This window comes from Bacteroides luti (assembly GCF_900128905.1).
Lineage (GTDB): Bacteria > Bacteroidota > Bacteroidia > Bacteroidales > Bacteroidaceae > Bacteroides > Bacteroides luti.
This window is the reverse complement of sequence record NZ_FQTV01000020.1, coordinates 14,306-38,988: the sequence shown is the minus strand read 5'-3', so window position 1 is coordinate 38,988 and position 24,683 is coordinate 14,306. Positions and strand designations below refer to the sequence as shown.

Below are 24,683 nucleotides of genomic sequence, written 5' to 3'. Positions count from 1 at the left end.
GTGCAACTAAAAATTAATGCTATGCAAATAAAAACAGCTAAGAAATTATTAGCAACTTTATTACTTTCAGTAGGTATAGGAGGTGCTTATGCTCAGCATGCTCCTTATAAGATTTGGTATAATCGTCCGGCTCAGTTTTGGGAAGAAGCATTGCCGGTTGGTAATGGACGAATAGCCGGTATGGTGTATGGCGATCCGCAAAAGGAAACTATACAGATTAATGAAGAAACAGTTTCGGCAGGTTCGCCTTACCAGAATTATAATAAAGATGCCAAGGGTGCATTACCAGAAATTCGTAGGATGATATTCTCCGGTTTATACGATAAGGCTCAGGACCTGGCTGGTGAGAAGGTTATATCAAAGGTAGGGAACGAAATGCCTTACCAGACTGTAGGTAACCTGAATATCAATTATACGGATCATGCTAAGGTTACGGATTTCTATCGTGAACTTGATATTGATAATGCCGTATCCACCACTCGTTACAAAGTAAACGGAGTGGAATACAAACAGGAAGTGTTTGCTTCTTTTGTTGATCAATTGCTCATAGTTAGGGTTACAGCTTCCAAGCCGGGAGCTATCAGTTGCGATTTGTCTCTGAATACTCCAATGAAGAATCCAAAACGCTCAGCTTTGGATAGTCGTAAGCTTCGTTTGGAAGGGATTACTGACGGTTCAAACTTCTTTCCGGGTAAGGTGCATTATTGTGCTGATTTGCTGTTGAAGAACAAAGGTGGACAAGTAAACACAAACGATTCTGTTATTCAGGTTAGAAAAGCGAATATGCTTACTCTTTATGTTTCTATGGCAACCAACTTTGTAAACTACAAAGATGTTTCTGGCAATCCATACCAACGTAATTCTGCTTATCTGAAAAATGCATCGAAAGATTATGAGAAGGCAAAGGCTGCTCATATAGCTGCTTATAAGAAGCAATTCAACCGTGTTGAACTATCTCTTGGAGAAACCGAACAGATGAACAAACCAATGGATGTTCGTATCAAAGAGTTTGCCACTTCATACGATCCTCATTTAATATCGCTTTATTTTCAGTTCGGACGTTACTTACTGATTTCCTGTTCTCAACCGGGATGCCAGCCTGCCAACCTGCAAGGTAAATGGAATGGTAAAGTGAAACCGGCATGGAATTGTAATTATACAACCAACATTAATACAGAGATGAATTACTGGCCGGCAGAGCTGACCAATCTGAAAGAAACCCACGAACCTCTTTTGCAGATGGTTAAGGAATTATCAGAAAATGGTCGTGAGGCTGCCCGTGAAATGTATGGTTGCAGAGGGTGGGTGTTGCATCACAATACTGACCTTTGGCGCATGAATGGTGCTGTAGATTATGCTTACTGTGGTCTGTGGCCGGTTGGCGCTGCATGGATGTGTCAGCATTTATGGGATCGCTATCTTTACTCTGGCGATAAGGAGTACTTAAAGAAGGTATATCCTATAATGAAGAGCGCTTCTGAATTCTTTGTAGATTTCCTGGTTAAAGATCCTAATACCGGATATTTAGTGGTTACTCCTTCAAACTCACCGGAGAACGGACCTAAAATTAAAGATTCAAAAGGGCATCTTTTTGCCGGAATAACAATGGATAATCAGCTGGTAACCGACTTATTCTCTAATACAGCTGAGGCTGCACAGATATTAAGCATGGATAAATCATTCTGTGACACAATCACTTCGATGCGTCGCAAATTGCCTCCAATGCAGGTGGGACAACACGGACAATTACAGGAATGGTTCCAGGACTGGGATAATCCGGAAGATCATCACCGTCATATCTCTCATCTTTGGGGATTATATCCGGGATATCAGATTTCTGCATACAGAACTCCGGTATTGTTCGAAGCTGCAAAGAATACCTTGATTCAACGTGGCGACCCGTCAACCGGATGGTCTATGGGATGGAAAGTTTGTTTCTGGGCTCGTATGCTGGATGGCGATCATGCTTATAAGTTAATTAAAAACCAGCTAACTTATGTAAGTCCTGAATTTCAGAAAGGTCAGGGCGGAGGAACCTATCCAAACTTGTTCGATGCTCATCCACCTTTCCAGATCGACGGTAACTTCGGATGTACAGCCGGTATAGCGGAAATGCTTGTACAAAGTCATGATGGTGCGGTTCAACTGCTTCCATCGTTACCAAGTGAATGGAAGAAAGGAACTATCCGTGGACTGAGAACTCGTGGAGGTTTTGAAATCGTTGAAATGAAATGGGCAGACGGAAAACTTGTTTCTGCTAAAGTCAAATCGACTATCGGAGGAAATCTTCGTGTACGTTCTTATGTACATTTAGCAGGATTGAAAGAAGCTAAGGGCGAAAATACTAATCCTTTGTTTAAAACACAGGAAGTACTTCGTCCGATGATTAGCGAACGTGCTCCTTTAAAAGGTACACAACTTACTACTTCTTACGAGTATGATGTTCAGACACAACCGGAACAGATTGTAGAATTAACAGCAGAATAAGGTATCAAGTATGAAGAGGTTTTTAAATTGTTTTATGCTGGTTATCTTTATAACAGCATTTTGTGAAGCTAAAGTTAATCAGTGGGATAAAATGAAAGAGGTATACGAAAATATACCTCTTCCAACTTTTCCTGATAAAACTTATCTTATTACCGATTATTATAACGGAACAGATTCTTTATTTACAAGTGCCATTAACAAGGCAATATTGGTTTGTTCTGCTCAGGGGGGAGGGGTTGTAGTTATTCCGGATGGAGTGTATAAAACGGCTCCAATCAGAATGAAGTCGAACGTGAATCTGCATCTCTCGGATAAAACACTTCTGATGTTTACCACCGATTATAATCTTTTTGATACGGTATTAACACGCATAGAAGGAATCGACTGTTATAACATATCTCCGTTGATTTATGCTTATGGTGAAACCAATATGGCCATTACCGGTAATGGCGTAATGGACGGAATGGCTTCTGAAGCAAACTGGTTTAGTAAAGAACGAATTGATGGGGTTACTCTTAAGAATGGAAAGAAAGTAGCCGAAAAGACTGTGCTTTATGATATGAAAGAAGATTCTGTTCCCTTTGAGAAACGTGTATTCAAAGGAAAAACCGGAATGCGCCCTCAGTTTATTAATCTCTATAAGTGTAAGAATGTTCTTTTAGAAGGATTTACGTTGAATCGTTCTCCGTTCTGGTTGATTCATCCATTACTTTCAGAGAATATCACCGTAAGAAAGGTGAAAATGCAAAGTCACGGTCATAACAACGATGGCTGCGATCCTGAATCGTGCAAAAATATTCTGATAGAAGATTGCGATTTTGATACGGGAGACGACTGTATAGCTATCAAATCGGGACGTGATGAAGATGGACGTTACTGGAATATTCCTAGTGAAAACATTATTGTGCGTAACTGCAGAATGAAGGATGGACATGCCGGAGTAGCCATGGGTAGTGAAATTACCGGAGGATGCTATAATGTGTGGGTGGAAAATTGCCTGATGGATAGTCCTAATCTGAGCCGCATTATTCGTATCAAATCAAATGCCATTCGTGGAGGCGAGGTGAAAAATGTGTATGTAAGAAACATCACCGTTGGTCAGTGCGACGAATCCATTTTAGGTATGGAAATGAAATACTGGCATGTAGACGATGGTCCGTATCCTCCTTATTTTCATAACATCTATTTAGAGAATATAAAGAGCAACAAGAGTCGCTATTTATTGCATCTGGATGGGTTTGCAAATAAGATTCAAGCTCGCGATATCTTTATTAAGAACTGCGACTTTAAGGGGATTACTGCTTCAGAAATCAATGCTGTGACAGGAGTTTCGAATATTCATTTTGAGAATGTAAAAGTGAACGGAAAAGATTATAAAGGTATGTAGAGAAAACCAATAAGGTTATATTTTTATTTATTGGCCAATAATGTCTTGCCCATTCACCAATAAATTTGGATGATTGGGCATGTATTTTATACATTTGTACGTAATACGCACACACTATTAATATCAAAATATCAATGAAAAAACTATTTACTTGTATCACATTGCTTTTCTGTCTGTTGGCTGTGCCTGCACTGGCAGAAAACTATCCTTATCAGAATAACGTGCTTTGGGTTACCACTCCCAATCATGCCGACTGGCTTTATAAAACTGGCGAGAAGGCTACTGTTACTGTGGCCGTTTACGAGTATGGCATTTTGCAGGATGGCTTACAGGTATCTTATAGCATCGGTCAGGATGAGCTTGATCCCGATACAAAAGGTACTGTTACTCTAAAAGGCGGTAAGGCCGAAATAGCATTGGGAACAATGAAAAATCCCGGTTTCCGCGATTGCCAGATGAGTGTAAAGCTGAAAGGCCGTACATTTAATCATCATATCAAAGTGGGATTCTCTCCTGAGAAACTGGAACCATACACACAAATACCTAAAGATTTCAAGGAATTCTGGAAAACAGCTCTCGACGGACAGGCTAAATGCCCGATGAATCCTGAGGTGAAGTACGTCAGCGAATTTTCGTCCGATAAGGTGGAATGCTATCTTGTAAAGCTACAATGCTACAAACCGGGACAGTTTATTTACGGCTATCTTACTAAGCCGAAAAAGGCTGGTAAGTATCCTGTAGTAGTATGTCCTCCGGGAGCAGGTGTAAAGCACATGGACCCAACTAAAACTATGTTCTATGCCGAGTCTGGCTGTATTCGTTTCGACATGGAGATACATGGCATCGACCCTTCTTTGAGCGCTGAAGTTTATAAGGACATTACACGTGCCTTTGGCGATCATCATCCAAATGGTTATCTGGCTAATGGCATCAACGATCGCGATACATACTACATGAAAAAGGTCTACCTGGCCTGTGTTCGTGCAGTTGATTATCTTTGTTCTTTACCTGAATGGGATGGCAAGAATGTAATAGCCCAAGGGGGCAGTCAGGGTGGAGCACTCTCTTTGATTGTTACGGCACTCGATCCTCGTATCACTTTGTGCGTAGCCAATCACCCCGCTTTGGCCGATATGGCAGCTTATGCCGAAAAAGGTCGTAGCGGTGGTTATCCACACTTTAACCGCAAATACGAAGGTATTGAGCTTACTCCCGAGGTAATAAAAACGCTTTCTTACTATGACGTGGTTAACTTTGCCCGTTGCATTAAGGTGCCTGTATTTATGACATGGGGTTATAACGACAATGTTTGTCCTCCTACTACCAGCTATAGTGTTTATAACGTACTCTCTTGTCCGAAGGAAGCATTACTTACTCCGGTCAACGAACATTGGGTCTCCACCGAAACTCGCTACGATCAGTTGGACTGGATTAAGAAACATTTAAAATAAGCATCCCGAAAGCAGCTTTTTGTGTAGCTTCGTGCATTTTTATCCCTGAAATATAAAATATATCTGCAGAGTTGGTAATGTAAGTTGAAATAAAAACCAAGCCACTTCAAACCTAAAAATAAGATTTGAAATGGCTTGGTTTAATTTTTCTCTCAATCTCTCTTTTAGTTATTTTAAAGCATCATAAATCTGATGATAAGAATAACCGTAAAGAAATGATTCCATGAAAGAGAGCTGCATCATTGTTTTTGCTGTTTTTAGTCAGCATTATTTTTTCATCAATTCTTTCACTGCAGTCTCAATTTGCTGGTCGCGACCGGTTGAGAGAATATCTGGTTCGTTGAATACTTTAATGTCCGGCTCCATCTGATTGTTTTCACAGAATTTGCCATCAGGAGTACGCCATCCACCCATTGGTATTCCAAAGTAAATAGTTGGATCAATCTGACTTTCCCACCATACAAAGGTACCTGTTCCCGGTACAGGCATACCAAGAGTCTTACCAACATTCTTAAGTTTATATGCAACAGGGAACAAATGTGCATCCGAATAATTACTTTCTCCCATCAAAACAATTGAAGGCTTAGACCATTTGTTTTGTGGCTCAGAACCTACAAATTGACCGTGAGGAATAATATCGCAATAATTTTTCCCACTCAGGAAGTCCGAAAGCTGTTCATGAATATTTCCACCACCATTAAAACGGGTGTCAATAATTAAAGCTTCTTTGCCAATGTTACGTCCCAGAGCTTCTTCAAATACAGTTCTCATACTTGAATCGTCCATTGAGCGAACATGGATATAACCAATCTTTCCATTTGAAAGTTGTTCAACCTCATTACGACGGTTTTTTACCCAACGCTTATAAAGCAATTCACCTTCTTCACCAGATGAGATAGGTTTCACACTTTCTTCCCATCTTTTATTAGTTGCCGGGTTGTATAAAGAAAGCAAGGTTAGTTTATTAATTTTGCGATTTAGTAATTGATAGAAATCAATAGAATCAGTAGGCATTCCGTCTATTTGTTCAATGATGGTACCCGGCTTAATCTTTGAGGCAGCCTTATCTACAGGGCCTCCTTCAATAACCTCGGCAACATTTATTCCTTTGCCGGTATAGTTATAATCAAACAACAGACCAAGAGAAGCCGTTTGATCGCTCATATTTGCACCACCCCTGTAACCGCTTCCGGTATGTGAAGCATTTAATTCTCCAAGCATTTCGCTAAGCATTTCCGAAAAATCGTAATTATTGGTAATATAAGGAAGGAATTTCTTATAAGCATTATAGTAGAATTCCCAATCAACTCCATGCAGATTTTCTACATAGAATTTTTCTTTCAGAAGACGCCAAGAGTGATCAAAAATATAATTGTTTTCAGCGGTCTTGTCCAATAACATTTCACCATTGGTTTTTAATGATTCACTCTTACCAGATTCTGCATCAATCTTCATAGCCTTCCCATCTGCCAGAAGGAATATAAATTTACCGTCGGATGACAATTCCATTGAAGGACCATTAACATCAAGTTTAGTCAGAAGTTTAGTCTCTTTTGTACGAAGTTCTGTAACCCACAGATCATTACCCTTATCGAAAGATGTTAGATAATAGAGCTTTTCTCCATCTTTTGAAAGAATCCAGTCACTGGCTTCAGAAGTATGAGTAGTGAGCTTCTTTTTTCTGTCAGTCAGGTTTTCCCAGTCAATTGTAATATCTTTGGCTGTTACTTTTTTCAGTGAATCCTTCTCTGATTTTACCTTTGGTATTATTTCTTTTTTTTCTTTTTTTGCTTTGTCTTCCTGTTCTTTCAGAAGAGCGAATTCTTCCTTAGAGAGATTGGAACGATCGAAAGCTTCTTTTGAGAAAAACATCTCAAACACATCACCACTAACCGGATTACCGCTTTGTCTAAGCAATCCGTTTCTGTCCGACGCCCAAATCATAGCTTTTCCATCTAACACCCATTTAGGAGAAAAATCATCATATCCACTGAGTGTAAGATTATGAATCTCACTCTTTCCATCGGAAGCAACTAAACCTATTTCAGGAGTCATAACTCGTTCCGGACTACCATATTGAACAAGGAACCATTTTCCATCGGGCGACCATTTATAATATTGATCACCATCTGCATAAGAATAGTTCTTGTCTGCAGTCATAATGGTACGTATTTGTTTTGACTTAAGGTTTATTACTTTAAGTACAACACGGTTTTCAAGATAAGCAACTTCCTTTCCGTCTGGCGAAAATTCAGGTTGAAACTCTTCTGCATCGGTTGTAACTACAGGTTCTTCCTTTAATACGGTTGATGTGTAGAAATAAGGCTCTTCTTTTCTGGTTATTTTAGTGGTGTATATATTCCAGCTGTTATCTTTCTCTGCAGCATATAGCAATGATCGTCCGTCTGGGCTGAAGCTAACATTTCTTTCCTGGTATGGAGTATTAGTGATACGTTTGGTAATACCTCCGTCAATACTACTTACAAATATTTCTCCACGGAAAACATAAACAAATTCTTTGCCGTTAGGAGATAGTCTAGCCTCAGTAAATCCGCTGTTTACTTGCATATTCTTTTGAATAGGAGTACGTCCGTCGTTGGCAATAGTAATATTTACTTTTTGTGGTTCGCCACCCGGTTTCATTGTATATACTTCACCGTCAAAGCTAAAACAAAGCGTGTTATTATTGGATTTGGTAAGGAATCTTACAGGATGTTTTGTGAAATGAGTCAAAGCCTTGTTGCTGGAAGAATTATTTAAAGAGCTTTTAAACACATTAAAAGAACCACTTTGTTCGCTCAGATAATAAAAGTCATTATCATTCGAATCAAATACTGGATTTCTATCTTCACCATTGAACTGAGTCAGCTTAGTGAACTTTTTCGAATTAAAATCATAAACCCAGATATCATGTGCAATAGATGAAGTATGGTGTTTTCTCCAAAGGTTTTCGTATCCTTTCAGGTCATCATATATTAATTTATCACCGGTACTTGTGATAGTAGCGTTAAGTGCAGGGCTAGTTAGAATTTGAGAAACCTTTCCTCCCGATACAGGAACGCTGTAAAGTTCACTCATTGTAGAGATAGGAAACTGAGCATTTGTTACCAGATCTTGTCTGCACGCTGAGAAAATAACACTTTTATTGTCGGCTGTAAAGCTGGTCGGTGTTTCATTTGCAGAATGGAAAGTCAGACGTTTAGCTTCACCACCAGTAGCTGGCATAACATAAACATCGAAATTGCCATAACGATCGGCTGCAAAGGCTATACTTTTTCCGTCCTTGCTCCATACCGGACAATATTCATAAGATTCGCTAATTGTCAGAGGATATGCAACGCCTCCATCTGACGGTACAGAGTAGATATCACCTTTATAAGTGAATAAGATTGATTTCCCATCTGGCGATATAGCTGTATATCTCAGCCAAAGAGGATTGTTTTGGCCCCAGGCACAAATTGTCAGCATTGTGACAAAAAGAAACGCATAAATTTTTTTCATCTTTAGATATCCGTTAATTATAAAAATGTATGTAAAGTTATAGTAAGAATTATATAAGAATAATCAGCTGTGAAATCTATACAAAGATAGATTATTTAATTTGTATAATTATAGAATTGTAACTGAATTATTATAAACAATAATACATTTGAGGTAACAGTATTGACACAAACTTGTTACAGAGCTATAACGTTTCGTTCATATTATGTTAATATCAATTAAGTCTCTTTGCACTCGAATAGTAAAGGTACTTTGCTTATTCGGAATATTAACTATATAAAATAATTATGAACGCGAAAATCTCAATCTTAACGCTAAATCGGATTTTGTTAATTATGCTGTTTGCCGTTTTACCGGGAATAGCTTTTGCACAAAGCACAGTAAAGGGTAAGGTGACTGATAAATCAGGAGCACCTTTAATCGGTGCTACAGTTTCGGTTAAGAACACAACTGTTGGTGTAATCACAGACGTAAATGGTGAATACAGCTTAACCACAAAAAACAATCTTACAAATAAGAATATTCTTGTATTTAAGTTTATTGGTTACAAAACGAAAGAAGTTGCTTTTAAAAATACGATTATAAATGTAGAGCTTGAAGATGAAGCAACTCAACTTGATAATGTAGTTGTTACTGCTTTAGGAATTAAACGTGAAGAACGCGGACTAGGTTATTCTACTCATACAGTGAATGGAGACATGATAACGAGTGCTATGCCTAATAACTGGTCGTCGGCACTTAGTGGTAAAGTTGCTGGTCTTAGTATCGCTTCTCCCGGTGGTCCGCTTGGTTCCACCCGAATTTCACTACGAGGAGATGTCTCTTTGAACCAGGATGGAAATAATGCATTGATAGTAGTCGACGGAGTTCCGATGAGTAGTCCGATGACCAATCCAGGTGTGGCTTATGGAGCCGGAACATCTTCCGAACAATCAGTCGATTACGGTAACGGGTTCTCCGATATCAATCCCGAAGATATTGAAAATATTCAGGTTTTAAAGGGTGCCAGTGCAACAGCGCTTTATGGTACACGTGCTGCCAATGGTGTGATTATGGTTACTACAAAATCGGGCAGTAATGCTCAAAAAGGTATTGGCGTAACATTCAACTCCAATTTTAGTATGGATGGTGTGATGCGATGGCCCGATTATCAATATGAGTTTGGACAGGGTTTGCCAAGCAATATAGGTAAGGCAGGAACAGATTATGCCGGACAGTTGTACTATTCTTACGGAACTGGTAATGGCAATAGCAGCACCAGTGGAACAAGTAGTGCCTATGGTGCCCGGTTTGATGCCAATCAGCTTTATTACCAATACGATCCGGAAACTCAGACACGTGCAACCACTGCCACACCCTGGGTTCCTTATAAAGACAATAGAAAAGCCCTATTCCAAACCGGATATACGCTGACTAACTCTGTAGCTATTACAGGGAAAAACGATAAAGGATCTCTCCGTGCTTCGTTTACCCATACAAAGAATGAATGGATTCTGCCCAATACAGGTTTCGAAAGATTCATTGTAAGCGCTACGGCTCAGCAACAGGTTTCCAGAGTTTTGAAAGTAAACTTCAAGGCAAGTTATACCAATCGCCAGGTAGACAATACGCCAGCACTTGGTTATAACAGTAATTCCATTTCTTATTTCCTTATTTTTCAGAATCCAAATGTTAATCTCGACTGGCTTCGTCCTATTTGGAGAACAGGTAAGGAGAATGTACAACAGCTGCAACCTTACAGTTCATTCATAGGTAATCCTTTCTTTATACTTTACGAATCAGAAAATCCATCCGAGAAACATAGCATTGTATCATCTGCTTCGGCTACACTTCAGCTTAGCCATAAGCTCGATTTCATGATTCGCTCGGGCATTCAGCTCTCTGCCGATCAACGCGAACAGCATCGTCCGGTAAGTGATGTAGTTTATGCAAACGGATACTTTAAAAAGCAGAATGTATTTGATTATGAAATGAACCACGATGCATTGCTTACTTATCACGATAGTTATAGCAACGGATTGCATGTAAATGCCTCTGTGGGAGGGAACATGATGAAACAATATTATGATATGCTCTCTGCATCAGTTACCGGATTAATTACTCCGGGTGTATATAAACTGGCTAATGGAGTATCTGATCCTCAGGTGAAGACAACAATCAATAACAAGCAGCTAAACAGTCTTTATTTTGCGGCTAACTTTGCTTATAAAGATAAGATATTTGTCGATGTAACCGGCCGTAACGACTGGTCGTCTACTCTTCCTAAGGAAAACTGTTCTTTCTTTTATCCTTCGGTAAGCAGTAGTTTCCTTATTAATGAAATGGTAAAACTTCCTAAACAGATAAGTTTGTTAAAGCTCAGAGCATCCTGGGCACAAGTAGGTAACGATACCGATCCTTACAAAACATCAGCTTACTATAATACAAGTGATTTTGCAGGTTCTGTAGAAGTTGCATCTACACTTTACAACAAAAACTTTAAGCCAGAGATCTCAACGAATTACGAAACAGGTTTCGACTTGCGAATGTTTAAAAACCGTATAGGACTCGACTTTAGTTTCTACTATAACCGTACAAAGAATCAGATTCTCGATGCACCGATGGATCCTACAACCGGATATACCCGTGCAACAATTAACTCGGGTAATGTACGCAACCGCGGTTACGAAGTAGAACTAAATGCCACACCGGTACTTACAAAAGACTTTAACTGGAAAACATCTCTTACATGGTCCAGAAACGAAAACAAGATTCTTTCTTTGGCCGAAGGTACCGATGAAAATCAGTTAATCAGCAGCATTGGTAGTGCTTCCCTGATAGGTAGAGTAGGAGGAACAAGTGGTGACCTTTGGGGATATAAACTAGTTCGTAACGAAAACGGAGATGTGGTGATCGGAGCAAACGGCTTACCTGAGCGTGGCGAAGAAATTGAGTATGTAGGATGTGTTTATCCAGGATGGAAAGCTGGATTCTACAATGAATTTACTTATAAGAACGTAAAATTCAGCTTCCTGATAGACGGACAGATGGGAGGAAAGATCTACTCACAATCTCACCACAAAATGACTGAACAAGGAAAACTGAAACATACACTCAACGGACGATTACCTGGCACGGAATACTATATTGGAGCCGATGATTCTCGTCTCACAAGCAACCCCGATCTTACTCAATTAGGAGGTATATACATGGTAGCTCCGGGAGTAGTAAAAAATAGCGATGGAGGTTATAGTCCAAACGAAAAGCTGATTACCGTTGAATCCTATTACAAGGAGTATTACAGAATAGCCAATGTAGAAGCAAATACTTTCGATGCTTCGTTCCTTAAGTTAAGAGAAGTTCGTTTGGAATACAACTTACCGAAGAAGATACTCAGCAGAAGTCCGTTTACCAATGCATCTATAGCCTTCTACGGAAGAAACCTGCTTTGCATCACAGACTTCCCATTGTTCGATCCTGAAGCGGCTGCACTTAACGGAAGTTCTATCACTCCGGGTATAGAAACCGGTTCGCTTCCTTCAACCCGCACATTGGGAGTGAATATAAACCTTAGCTTTTAATCATTCATAAATGTAACAGATAAACAAAATGAAAATAATTAGAAATATATTAGGAAGTTTGCTTTTGGGAGGATTATTATGCACTTCATGCACCGGTAACTTCGAAGAACTGAATACAGACCCAACCCGCTTGCAGGATGCTAATCCGGGAACATTTCTCGATCCAATCCTTTATGGAATGGCTACTACTAACTGGAACAAGTTCAACAGTCACACGTTTCCGTTGATGCAATGCAAAATTTCAATGTCCAATACCAGTGGAGTGGGGTGGTATTATATGAGCGATGCTGCCGGAGACGGTACATGGACCACTTATTATAAATGGCTAAATAATATCCGTGAAATGGAAGACCAGGCAGAAACCCTTAACGAACCCAATTATAAAGCTATAGCCCTTACACTGAAAGGCTGGATTTACGGATTGCTTGCCGATAGCTTCGGCGATGTACCAATGACAGAAGCTTGCCGTGGAGATGAAAAGATTTACACTCCTAAATTCGATACTCAGAAAGAAGTTTATCAAGCCATTATTAACGAACTCGATTCGGCTAATCAGCTCTTTGTAGAGACTAGCGGACTGAAGTACAATACTGGTGGTGAAATGATGTACGGAACCGATAACACGCTTGTTTCTGGGAAATCAGCCGGAATCCTGAAATGGAAGAAATTCTGTAATTCGCTTCGTATACGTACTCTTCTTCGTGTGCTCGATGTAGATGGCCTGAATGCAAAAGCAGAGCTAGTTAAAATGATTAGTAACCCTGCTACCTATCCCGTGTTTCAATCCAATGACGATGCAGCGAAAGTTTATATAACCGGTGTTGCTCCGGAGGAAGCTCCGCTAACTCGTCCTGCCGATTATACATCCTATATATGTCTTTCAGAGTTCTTTATCAATAACCTGTCTGCACTAAAAGATCCCCGCCTTCCTCTTTTTGCCAAGACAGCAACAAACGGAACTGTAAAATCATATATAGGTTGGCCTAGCGGTTACGATATTGCCCCATCTTTTAACGCATCAATACCCAACGTAGCTGTTGCAACAGCACCAATGAATCTTATGCTGATGAACTATGCCGAAGTAGAGTTTATTAAAGCCGAACTGGCCCTTAAGGGAATTATAACAGACGATGCTAAAACACATTACGAAAACGGTGTGAAAGCTGCGATTACTCAATGGGGAGGAGTGGTTCCTACTACCTATTTCGATAATACAAAGGCTGCTTACGACGGAACAATGGAACGAATAATGCTGCAAAAATTCTTCGCACTTATTTTCTGCGATTATCAGCAGTGGTTTGAATATAACCGCACTTTGCTTCCAGTCATGCCTGTAGGCAAAGGCGTGCCCCAGGGTAACGAAATGCCTCGTCGTTTCAAATATCCGGCATCCCTGCAGCGAACCAATCTGATCAATTATCAGGCTGCTAAAAGCAGTATGGGAGGTGATGATTTCAATGTAAAATTGATCTGGCAAAAATAAACACCATTCTCTCTTAAATTCAGTAAGGCCGTGTAACAGAAATTAAACAATTCTGTTATCCGGCTTTAATATTTTGTTCATCTTACAGAAATATAAAATCACTCTCTTTGCATTCGTAAAGAAGATATATGTTGATTCTGTATAAACTAATTAATGAAATAAAAGATGAAAAAAACAATTTTATTCTGCATCACGGCTTTACTGGCCGTTCAATGCGCCTTTGCACAGCAAAATCAAGTCCTGGCAATGAATAATCCCGCTTCCGGGAATGAATCTGGTAAAGAAATCAATAACCCGGACGAAGAAATATTCGTATTCGAAGTATATGGAACTATTCCTGCTCCAAAAGCTACATTCGAAGAAGAACATTTTCTGGGAGAACCGCTTTCGGCAAAGTGGACAGCTTTCAATCAAAACTATACTCGTGTGTACGATGTAAGCATCGGATTCTCGGATGCAGCAGTAGAGATTGTTAAGCCTGTTATCTATAAAGCTGTCAACAAGGTTAATAAGTATTATAAAAAAAGTACACAAGGCGGTTCCGTGAGTAAAGAAGAAGCAATCAATAAGCTTACTCACATTCTCGACTGTGCCAATGTGCTCTGTTTCGAAGACAATACAGCTACTTTCGAAAATGCACTGAACAAAGCAAAAACTCCCGAAGAGATTATTTCTCTTTTCAATAAAGTAACAATTAAGGTTCTTTGATAAACGAATAAAAGATTTTCAATAAAATGAATAGATTATTTAGAGATATCATCTTCAATGTTTTATTAGTGTTTGTTATTCCATTTGTAAGCTGTCAGGCCGCTGGTGGTTCTGACAGCCAAATGGGAGACAGCATTGCCGATAAGGCAGGTATGACTGTTAAAGGTGTAGTGACTGATGCAAGCGATAAACCAATTGAAGGTGTAGTAGTGAACGATGGTTCAAATTTTACATTAACTAATGATAAAGGAATTTATTATCTTCCAACCAACTTGCAGCAAAGTTCGTTCGTTACAATTTCTGTTCCGGCAGGTTATCAATTACCATCCACTAGCGGCATAGCAAGCGGATACTATGCAAAGCTGAGCAGTGATAAAAAGGTGAACCAATGTAACTTTACACTCCGGGAACGCACAGCACCACTTAGCGAGTTTACTTACCTGGCTATTTCCGATCCGCAAGTAAAGAATACCACACAACTTGGTCGTTTCAGTGAAGAAACGATAGTCGATTTAAAAAACTATGCAACCCTGCATTCTGATAAAGAGATTATAGGCATGACATTGGGTGACAATGTATGGGATGCCATGGGATTATTCCCCTTATATAAAGCAACAGTTTCTAACCTTGGATTCACTATATTTCATACCATTGGTAATCACGATTTCGATCTGAATTATAACGATCGCCACAACACTACCGATACATCTGGTAATTATGCTGAGAAGACCTACGAATCCTTTTTTGGCCCTACAGATTATTCCTTCAACATTGGTAATGTGCATGTGGTTACCATGAAGTCCATTGATTATTTCAAGAATAAAGAGTACACAACGAAATTCTCAACCGAACAATTGGAGTGGCTGAAGAAAGATCTCAGTTACGTAAAATCCGGTTCACTGGTTTTTCTGAATCTTCATGCTCCAACTTCCAATCGTAGTACAGACGGTTCGGGAAATATCAGTAATGCTGCTCAGTTGATGAGGATTCTAAAAGATTATCGTGTACACATCTTTGCAGGACACACTCATTTTTATGAGAATGAAGAAGTAACTTCTACCATTTACGAACACAATATAGGAGCCGCATGTGGTGCCTGGTGGGCAGGAGAGGTGAATAAAGACGGTTCGCCAAATGGCTTTCTTGTTGTCGATGTTAAAGGAGACGATGTAAAGTGGCACTATAAAGCCACAGGTCGCGATCTTAATTATCAGTTTCGTGTTTACAAACCCGGAGAGTTTGCAACACAACCTGGTTATCTGGTGGTTAATTACTGGGACTGGGATACCCGCTGTCAGGTGAAATGGTACGAAGACGGAGTATTGAAAGGCACTATGGAGCAATTCCAGGACGAAGATCAGGATTATATAACCATGAAAGGGGAAGCTTCCGGTTACCGAACTCTACATTTGTTTCGGGCAACTCCATCGGCCGGAACAAAAAACATAACCATAGAAGTCACTAATCGTTTCGGCGAGGTTTACACAGAAAACGTATCAATCTGACTATAAAGACACAATGTTTATTTTGAGCAACTTAATAGTAAAAATGATGCGCATTTAACGCTTTTATTTTATTAAAATTCTTAACTTACACGCTCATTTGTTTTTGAATCATATTGATGAATTATGAGCGTAAAAATGTAGCTTTCATTTTTACTTCAAGTATGCAAACAGTTTAAATCAGATATAATATACATCTCATGAAACAAAAAACATTACTATTCGGAATGATTGTGCTGACACAGTCATTTTTTATGAATCTGGCTGCGCAAGAGCGCCACGAACTTAAAGTGCCCGATATTGAGGGTTATAAAACACTGAAATGCGATTTTCATATTCACACCGTCTTTTCCGACGGGCTGGTATGGCCGTCTGTCCGTGTGGGAGAAGCTTATCTCGAAGGACTAGATGCTATTGCCATTACAGACCACATTGAGTATCGTCCTCACAAAAAGGATATTGATGCTAAGCTTGGTCGCTCGTTCGAAATAGCCGAACAGGCAACCAAAGAAGCAGACGTACTAGTTATTCGCGGAAGCGAAATCACCCGTTCCATGCCCCCGGGACACTTCAATGCTATCTTTCTTGCTAACAATGATTCTTTGGATAAAAAAGATTGGAGGGATGCTTTCAAGGCAGCCAAGGCACAGAACGCTTTTATATTCTGGAACCATCCGGGATGGGCTTCCCAACAACCCGATTCTACTAAATGGTGGCCCGAGCATACCGAACTTTACAATGCCGGTTGCATGAATGGGATAGAAGTTGCCAACGGAAAAGAGTATTATCCCGAAGCACTTCAGTGGGCGCTTGATAAGAAGTTGACCATGCTTGGCAATTCAGATATTCATGTACCTATCAATAATGAATATGACTTTGCCAAAGGGGAACATCGCACCATGACTTTTGTCTTTGCAAAAGAACGTAGTATTGAGGGTATTCGCGATGCATTGCTCAACAGACGTACTGTCGTATATGCTGGTAATAAAATTATAGGTGAACGTAAATACCTGAAAGCATTGTTCGAAAATGCCATTGAAGTAACGAATGTGGTTAAAAGCGGTAAAAACATAAAGATTACCTTCAAGAATAAATCCGATCTAACATTTGAGTTATTAAAAACAGAACACAATCCAGACGTGGTTTATTTCCGTGACTATACCATAAAGCCTAATACTACTGAAACAGTAACTGTGAAGCTGGAGAATGGTACAAAGGAAGGAAATGTAAACTTTGAGATAACCAACCTTGTTGTTGAACCCAATCACGGTTTAAGCTACACTTATAAAGTTATGGCTAAATAAAATGGATAAAAAACTGTAACAATATATTTGGCCTGACTACATTACAAAAATTATGGCTAAATAAATCTGCTTTTTTATTTTGACGGCGAATGAGCGCATAGGAGTTTTTCCCATGTGCTCATTCCATTTTATAAAAAGTTATTCTTAATGACTGAACATTGTTTTTTGAGCATAATATGTTTTAACGCATTTTGCATAATCGGTATCATATTCTCTTATGTGAGTTATAAGCCACTGCTTCATGAATGCTATAATTTTGTTTATCAATACCTTATTTCCATAGCTATAAACAACCATAAAATCCTTAGTCTTTTTCTGAAATATAATATGCTGATTAATATGCTCCTCCAAGTTTGGCGAATTAGCCTCACGCATTAACGCTTCTTCTGTATTGAAATGGCATTCGGCATGAATCTGAAGTTCATTCAATAAATCTAGCACCTTGTCCTCATTGTCATTATTTTCACTTAACGAAATAATCTCATTCAGTAAAGTAAAAAACGATTTATGTTGCTTGTCAATAGTCTCAATGCCAAGTAACAATGAATCATCCCAATTATGATTCATTCTCTCTGTTCTTATAGTAGTGTTCATTGTTGGTAATATTATAGTGTCGTTTTATGTGTTTAACTGCTTTGAAAACTTTCTATTACCGGAGCCGTTTTCCCAAATATAAATAAAAATTCTTAATTCTCAAATTTTATTGCTCTTTTTTTGAAGCAAGAACCATATTTTACCAAAGAGTTTTTGTAATTAAGCAATAACTTATTCAGAATACGATCGTTATCACTCTTGGTATAATTAAATATAATACTTACCTTTGCGGCCTGTTTTGGCAATGGCATCTGCCTTAAACCGCTCAATTGAGCTGATGATACCTACTTAAAGACAAAAGTCTGATGGGTAAGGTATGCATTATCCTTCCGGCTTAATTAAATAATTTTAGGTCACAAAATTAGCATTATGGTTTTATTATCAAAAAGAATTCTGCCTCATCAATCTTACTATTTCGTTTACTTGTTTCGTTGGTTGCTTATTAGCTTTTTAATCAGTCTTGTTGTTGGAACAGCATCCGCTTTCTTTCTCAACGCTCTAAGCTGGGCTACCGATTGGCGTGAAAGTCATCTGTGGATGATAGCCTTGTTGCCCGTTGGCGGACTCATCATAGGTTTATCATATCATTACTGGGGAAATAGTGTAGTAAAAGGAAACAATCTGTTGCTCGAGGAGTTTCATAGTCCAAAGCAGATTATTTCATTAAGAATGGCCCCTTTAGTAGTCTTTGGCACAATAATAACCCATCTGTTCGGAGGATCAGCCGGACGCGAGGGAACAGCAGTTCAGATGGGAGGAGCCTTTGCCGATCAGTTTACAAGAATCTTTAAACTGAAACCCCGTGACAGAAAAATTGTACTTGTAATGGGAGTCAGTGCCGGATTCTCGTCTGTTTTTGGAACACCACTGGCCGGAGCTATATTTGCGCTCGAGGTTATGGTTTTAGGAAGAATGCGCTACGAGGCATTACTGCCAAGTCTTTTTGCTGCAGTGTTTTCCAACTATATATGTCATGTATGGGGAGCTCACCACACACATTATGTTATCTCCTCCATTACGGAAGTAAATCCAGTTTATGTATTATACGCTGTTGCTGCCGGAATTATTTTCGGTTTGGTAGCCATGCTCTTTTCCCGTTCCATCACGTTCTGGGGCAAACTGTTTAAGTCAAGAATATCATACCCGCCTCTGCGTCCGTTTATGGGAGGAATCGTAATAGCGCTTGCCGTATATCTTTTAGGAACAACCAAATATATCGGACTAGGAATTCCCACTTTGGTAAGCTCGTTCAATGAAAGCGGAATGCCTTACGACTTTATTCTCAAGTTGCTATTTACCACCTTTACTATCGGTGCCGGATTTAAAGGAGGTGAAGTTACACCACTGTTCTTTGTTGGTGCAACATTGGGTAATGCCTTGGCTTTTGTTCTGCCGTTGCCTATGGCTCTGCTTGCAGGAATGGGATTTGTAGCCGTTTTTGCCGGAGCAACAAACACACCTATTGCCTGTACATTAATGGGAATAGAACTTTTCGGAGCAGGAAATGCAGTTTACTTAGGTACGGCTTGTTTTGTAGCATACCTCTTCTCCGGTCATACTGGTATCTATACATCACAAATTGTAGGCAGTCCTAAAATTGTACGTCTGGTAAGAGAGAAAGGAAAAGATCTGGCTCATATAAATTTAAGGAAATCAGCGTAACTGTAGAGAACGATAAAAGCGAACGTCATTGCTGAAATTATTGTTTATCTGTTTGCTGATATAGAAAGATAACTCGTATCAGAGTTAAGAGTTTAGTTGGTCAACTAATTATTGACTTAGGAACTGTAGTAGTCAACTGGAATCAGTTTAAGACAAGGCTTAAGAAGGGTAGTAGTTTATTGGTATCTGTTTAATAAAGATAAGGCCAATAACTAATTTTTATTGGTTAATGGTTTCGGCAAACATGTACAAGATTAGAAGCGAACATGTACAAGATTGAAATCAAACATGTACATGTTTGAGAAAAGATAACCTTTTGTTTAGACTAACATCTCAGATTATCTACTATAAATGGTCTTCATTATTATAATAATTCTCGCTCTCCTTTCAAAGAATCTGATAATCTAACTACGAAAAGGTGCTTTTCTGGTTTAATGAAAATAGCTGATTTCTTCTTGTTTTTCAATAATCAGAAGAAAGATGATATAAATATACCTTTGCTCTCTGTGCACTTAACCTTCTGTTAGCGCCCGAACAAAAGAGACCGGATAGAATCAGCTCATAATTAATGGTATGCTTATTCTCCATGGTTCATGAATCAGCAGAAACCAGATAGAATTAGCTCATTGATTAACGGTATGCTTAATTCTCCATGGTTCATGAATCAGCAGAATCAGATAGAAATAGAGCCTCTTTCTATAATGTACTCATCAACTGCTTTAATCTTGTTTCGGCAATTTTAAGGTTGTACTCAAAGTTGATAAGGCGTGTGGAAGATTGCACATAGCTTTCCTGTGCCTGATGAACCTCAAGTGATGTGGTTTGTCCCAGGCGAAGGCGCTCTATGCTTATCTCTATGTTTTCCTTTGCCAGTTGATTGTTGTCTTTCTCAATCTGAAGAAGTTGTTGCTGACTCTCGAAATCGGTCAGGGTGTTTAGTAGTTCGGTGTTCACCTGTAGTTTTATATTCTCCAGATCATATTCAGCCGATTCAAGTTCCTTTCTTGCGACTGAGATTTTTCGTTTGGTTTCTCCGCCATTGAAAAGGGGGATAGAAAGTGTTCCTCCTATTTGAGGACCAAATACTCGGTTTCTTAAGCTGGATCCTTCCGAATTTGAAGTGTTCGACAAGTAATATCCTCCGTTTAGCTTAAAGGTAGGAGAGTAGCCCTTTTGATTTTCTTTCAATGCCAACCGGGCTATATCTATCTGTTTTTTGAAGGATAGAATATTACTGTTTGATGAATTGAGCTTATCCAGCAGTTCTTCTTTATTGGGTGTATAGTTCAGTGGAATAGAATTGGATACCTCGAATGAAACGCTTGGATCTTGTCCCAATAAGTTGTTTAGTGCCTTGATAGCTTCACTGATGATGTATTGCTGACTGATGGCCTTCTCTTTCTCCACGTTTAAATCGATCTTTGCCTGAAGCAAATCGGTTTTCACCAGCGTACCGGCATTAAATCCGGTTTCGGCTATGATAACCCGCTCTTTGTTGTACCTTATTGCTTCGTTGATAGAAACAAGCTGCTGCTTTTGTCGGACTATATCGTAGTAAGCGGCAATTACATTGTACATGGTTTCCAGCACCTTTGTCTGAAACTGAAGTTCGCCAAGAGCCTGAATCTCGTTCAGCTTGTTTTTGGTAACAAACATCTTTCCTCCGTCGTACAAAGTCCACGAGAGTTGTGCATTTGCTCCCAGTGTTGTAGACGATTGAGAAGAATATTTGGTTATTGTGCCCGATGAGCTTTTCTGATTGATGTTATTCAGACTGTATTCTCCCGATCCGTTCAGATTTACGGTTGGTAACATGCCTGAATTGCCTCGGGTATTGTTTATACGGGCAATATCGGCATCGTTGCGTGCCACTAATATATCGAAATTATTCTTCAGTGCAGTGTTCACTGCCTGGTCCAGACTCAGCACGTTTTGTGCCTGAGTTGTAGCAGACAGCATCAATAAAAGGAACAGATGTATAGCTCTCATGATTGGTTTTTAAATTTACTGTTACTTGATATTGCTATATAGGTAACCGGAATTACAAATAATGTAAGAATCAGTGCGAAGAGTAATCCTCCCACAACTACAATACCCAGGGAAACCCGACTTTCGGCTCCCGATCCCAGGGCCAATGCAATAGGCAGTGAACCGAAGATTGTAGCCAGTGAAGTCATAACAATAGGACGCAGACGGGCAGAAGCTCCTTCGAAGGCTGCCACTCTATTGGTCATACCTGCCATACGTTTCTGATTGGCAAACTCCACAATAAGAATACCATTCTTTGTTACGATACCAATAAGCAGAATCATCCCGATTTCCGAGAAAATATTTATTGTCTGTCCGCACATCCATAGCGAAAGCATGGCACCGGCAATAGCCATTGGTACGGTAAGCATGATGATGAACGGATCTCGGAAACTTTCGAACTGTGCAGCCAGAATCAGGTAAATAAGCAATAAAGCTAATATAAGGGCAAAGGAGATGTTGGAACTACTCTCTTCAAAGTCTCTTGATGAGCCCGAAAGAGCAGTTGTAAAGGAAGCATCCAGTAGCTTGTCTGCTATTCTCTGCATCTCTTCAATACCTTCTCCCAATGCTTTCCCTTTGGCAAGGTTGGCCGATACGGTTGCCGATTTGTAACGGTTAAAATGGTATAAGATAGGTGGATTACTGGTCTCCTTAATTTTAACCAAATTATCCAACTGTATCATTTCGCCCGATTGGGAACGAACATACATGGATGATATATTTGCAGGAACATTCCTATCTTCCTTGGCCACCTGACCAATGATATAATACTGTTTATTGTTTTTAAGGAAGTAACCGTAACGTCCACCACTGTATGCCAGATTTAATGCACTCGACACATCTTTCTCGTTCACACCTAGCGTGTTCGCTTTCAATCTGTCTACTGTAACGTTCAGTTCCGGTTTGTTGAATTTCAGGTCCACATCCACATTGCTGAATACCGGACTGTTTTGTGCTTCATCCATGAATTTGGGCAATATTTTCCGTATCTTTTCAAAATCCAGATTCTGAATTACAAACTGTACCGGCAATCCTCTGTTGGCCGAGGTAGATATGGTTGGCTCCTGACTAGGAATAACTCTGGCATCGGGTATTTTGGAATAGATTTTTGATAGTTTGTCATAAACATCTTGCTGAGAAGCCTTTCTCTTTGTCGGATCGGCAAGCAAGGTCATAACAAAACCCGCATTAGAGCTACCACTGAAACCACCTCCATATCTGGCAAGCACATATTCAGATCCGGGAACAGAATCCATGTTTATCCGGGCAATATTGTCTATTATCTTTTGGGTAGCATTGTATTCTGATCCTTCGGGAGCAGTGATTGCAGTCCGTATAAAACTATGATCTTCCAATGGTGCTAGTTCCGATTTTAATATTTTGGATACAGAAAGAATAACAATTATACAGAATCCAAGAATAGAGAATGCAACCCATTTGTTTGAAATAAAATAGCTCAGCAATCGTCTGTAACCGTTTTCCATCCCTACAAAGAAAGGCTCACTAGCGACATAGAATTTTGAATGATGAGAGGAGGAACCTCCCAACAGCACATTCAGCACCGGAGTCAGTGTGAGGGAAACGAGTGCGGAAATTAATACGGCACTGGCTACCACAATTCCAAATTCTCGGAACAACCTACCGGTAAATCCTTCCAGAAATACAATCGGTATAAATACAATAGCAAGAGTAAGCGAAGTAGATACTACGGCAAAAAAGATTTCGCGAGTTCCTTCAAAGGCTGCTTCCCATTTGTTCTTACCTTTTTCTATACGTTTGAAAATGTTTTCGGTAACCACAATACCATCGTCCACCACCAATCCGGTGGCAAGAACAATTCCAAGAAGCGTGAGTACATTGATGGAGTATCCCATAATGTACATGATGAAGAACGTTCCGATAAGCGATACCGGTATATCGAGCAACGGTCGCAGAGCGATGATCCAGTTTCTAAAGAACAGAAAGATAATAACTACTACCAGGATAATAGCAATGACCAGAGTTTCTATCACATCGTGAACAGACTGTCTGACAAAGACCGACTTATCACGAGCGATATTTAATTCCATTCCTTTGGGTAGGTTTTGTTTTATCTGATCCAATCGTTTATAGAACTCGTCGGCAATCTGAATATCGTTTGCTCCCGGCAGAGGGATCAGGTTAAGCGTTACTCCCGTAATTCCATTTACCCTCGAACCCGACTCATCATTCTGAGGACCTAATACAGCTTCACCAACATCCTGCAGGCGCACTACCTGATTGTCGCTCTGCTTAATGATAAGGTTATTAAAATCGTCTTCGGTAGTTAATCGTCCTCGGGTTTTTACGATAAGCTCGGTGGCATTACCACGAATCTTACCTCCCGGCATTTCCACGTTCTCTTTCCCCAACGCATTATCTACATCTGCAGCCGTAATACCGTAAGCCGCCATCTTTTCAGGGTTTAACCAAAGGCGCATGGCAGGTCTCTGTTGTCCGAAGAGAGAAACAGAACTCACCCCCGGAATAGTCTGCAGCTTTTCCTGCAACACATTTTCCGCATAGTCACTCAGCTCAATGGCATTCATGGTGGTGCTTTGGGCAGTCAGCATAATAATAGGGTCGGAGTCTGCATCCGCTTTGGTAACGGTAGGTTGCGAGTCGATGTCTTGCGGTAGTCGGCTGGTAGCTTGCGAAACCTTGTCGCGAACATCGTTTGCCGCTTTCTCCAAATCAGTTCCCAAATCAAATTCCACCGTAATATTACTTGTTCCGATAGACGAACGTGAGGATATAGATTTCACCCCTTCGATACCATTAATTGATTTTTCCAGAGGCTCTGTTATCTGCGATTCAATAATTTCGGAGTTAGCACCCACATAAGAAGTTTGTACGGTAATGATAGGAGGGTCGATAGACGGATAAAGTCTGACTCCCAGAAAATTGAACCCCACCACACCCATCAGAATGATAATAAGGCTCAGTACAATAGAACCAACAGGTCTTTTTAGAGCAATATCAGAAATAAGCATGG

Annotated in this window: 13 protein-coding genes and 1 riboswitch; of the genes, 9 read left to right on the top strand and 4 right to left on the bottom strand. The window is 39.8% G+C overall.

The window, feature by feature from the left end:
* Positions 1-21 precede the first annotated feature (21 nt).
* The 3 genes from BUC21_RS14715 (at position 22) to BUC21_RS14705 (ending at position 5,325) form a co-directional block, all read left to right on the top strand.
* Complete coding sequence (locus tag BUC21_RS14715; RefSeq protein WP_073403797.1) at positions 22-2,487, top strand: glycoside hydrolase family 95 protein; 2,466 nt, start codon at positions 22-24, stop codon at positions 2,485-2,487.
* A gap of 34 nt (positions 2,488-2,521) precedes the next feature.
* Entirely contained in the window at positions 2,522-3,874 is a 1,353-nt protein-coding gene (locus tag BUC21_RS14710) for a glycoside hydrolase family 28 protein (protein ID WP_394332768.1), read from the top strand.
* A gap of 134 nt (positions 3,875-4,008) precedes the next feature.
* Positions 4,009-5,325, top strand: a complete 1,317-nt coding sequence (locus BUC21_RS14705) for an acetylxylan esterase (protein WP_073403793.1) — start codon at positions 4,009-4,011, stop codon at positions 5,323-5,325.
* A gap of 267 nt (positions 5,326-5,592) precedes the next feature.
* Here the strand turns inward: BUC21_RS14705 and BUC21_RS14700 are convergent, their stop codons facing one another.
* Positions 5,593-8,826, bottom strand: a complete 3,234-nt coding sequence (locus tag BUC21_RS14700; protein ID WP_073403791.1) for a S41 family peptidase — start codon at positions 8,824-8,826, stop codon at positions 5,593-5,595.
* Between the two features lie 335 nt (positions 8,827-9,161).
* Here BUC21_RS14700 and BUC21_RS14695 point away from each other — a divergent pair, with 335 nt between their 5' ends.
* The 5 genes from BUC21_RS14695 (at position 9,162) to BUC21_RS14675 (ending at position 17,383) form a co-directional block, all read left to right on the top strand.
* Entirely contained in the window at positions 9,162-12,386 is a 3,225-nt protein-coding gene (locus BUC21_RS14695) for a SusC/RagA family TonB-linked outer membrane protein (RefSeq protein WP_394332767.1), read from the top strand.
* A gap of 19 nt (positions 12,387-12,405) precedes the next feature.
* On the top strand, positions 12,406-13,869 hold the full coding sequence (locus BUC21_RS14690) for a SusD/RagB family nutrient-binding outer membrane lipoprotein (protein WP_139261460.1): 1,464 nt from the start codon (positions 12,406-12,408) through the stop codon (positions 13,867-13,869).
* 165 nt (positions 13,870-14,034) lie between these two features.
* A complete protein-coding gene (locus BUC21_RS14685; RefSeq protein WP_073403785.1) occupies positions 14,035-14,577 on the top strand; it encodes a hypothetical protein in 543 nt (180 codons plus the stop codon).
* A 26-nt stretch (positions 14,578-14,603) separates the two neighbouring features.
* Positions 14,604-16,082, top strand: coding sequence for a calcineurin-like phosphoesterase C-terminal domain-containing protein (locus BUC21_RS14680; RefSeq protein WP_073403783.1), 1,479 nt, complete (start codon positions 14,604-14,606; stop codon positions 16,080-16,082).
* 197 nt (positions 16,083-16,279) lie between these two features.
* Entirely contained in the window at positions 16,280-17,383 is a 1,104-nt protein-coding gene (locus tag BUC21_RS14675; RefSeq protein ID WP_073403781.1) for an Sb-PDE family phosphodiesterase, read from the top strand.
* 144 nt (positions 17,384-17,527) lie between these two features.
* On the opposite strand, the gene BUC21_RS14670 is transcribed toward BUC21_RS14675, so the two are convergent.
* A complete protein-coding gene (locus tag BUC21_RS14670) occupies positions 17,528-17,977 on the bottom strand; it encodes a bacteriohemerythrin (protein ID WP_083547725.1) in 450 nt (149 codons plus the stop codon).
* A gap of 231 nt (positions 17,978-18,208) precedes the next feature.
* Positions 18,209-18,271: riboswitch (Fluoride riboswitch) on the top strand.
* A gap of 75 nt (positions 18,272-18,346) precedes the next feature.
* Here BUC21_RS14670 and BUC21_RS14665 point away from each other — a divergent pair.
* Positions 18,347-19,639: a voltage-gated chloride channel family protein gene (locus tag BUC21_RS14665; RefSeq protein WP_073403777.1), complete on the top strand. Its 1,293-nt coding sequence runs from the start codon at positions 18,347-18,349 to the stop codon at positions 19,637-19,639.
* Positions 19,640-20,335: 696 nt separating this feature from the next.
* Here the strand turns inward: BUC21_RS14665 and BUC21_RS14660 are convergent.
* Both BUC21_RS14660 and BUC21_RS14655 read right to left on the bottom strand, forming a co-directional pair.
* Entirely contained in the window at positions 20,336-21,628 is a 1,293-nt protein-coding gene (locus BUC21_RS14660) for a TolC family protein (protein ID WP_073403775.1), read from the bottom strand.
* On the bottom strand, positions 21,625-24,681 hold the full coding sequence (locus tag BUC21_RS14655; protein WP_073403774.1) for an efflux RND transporter permease subunit: 3,057 nt from the start codon (positions 24,679-24,681) through the stop codon (positions 21,625-21,627). The genes BUC21_RS14660 and BUC21_RS14655 overlap by 4 nt, the downstream gene beginning before the upstream one ends.
* Between the last annotated feature and the right edge of the window lie 2 nt (positions 24,682-24,683).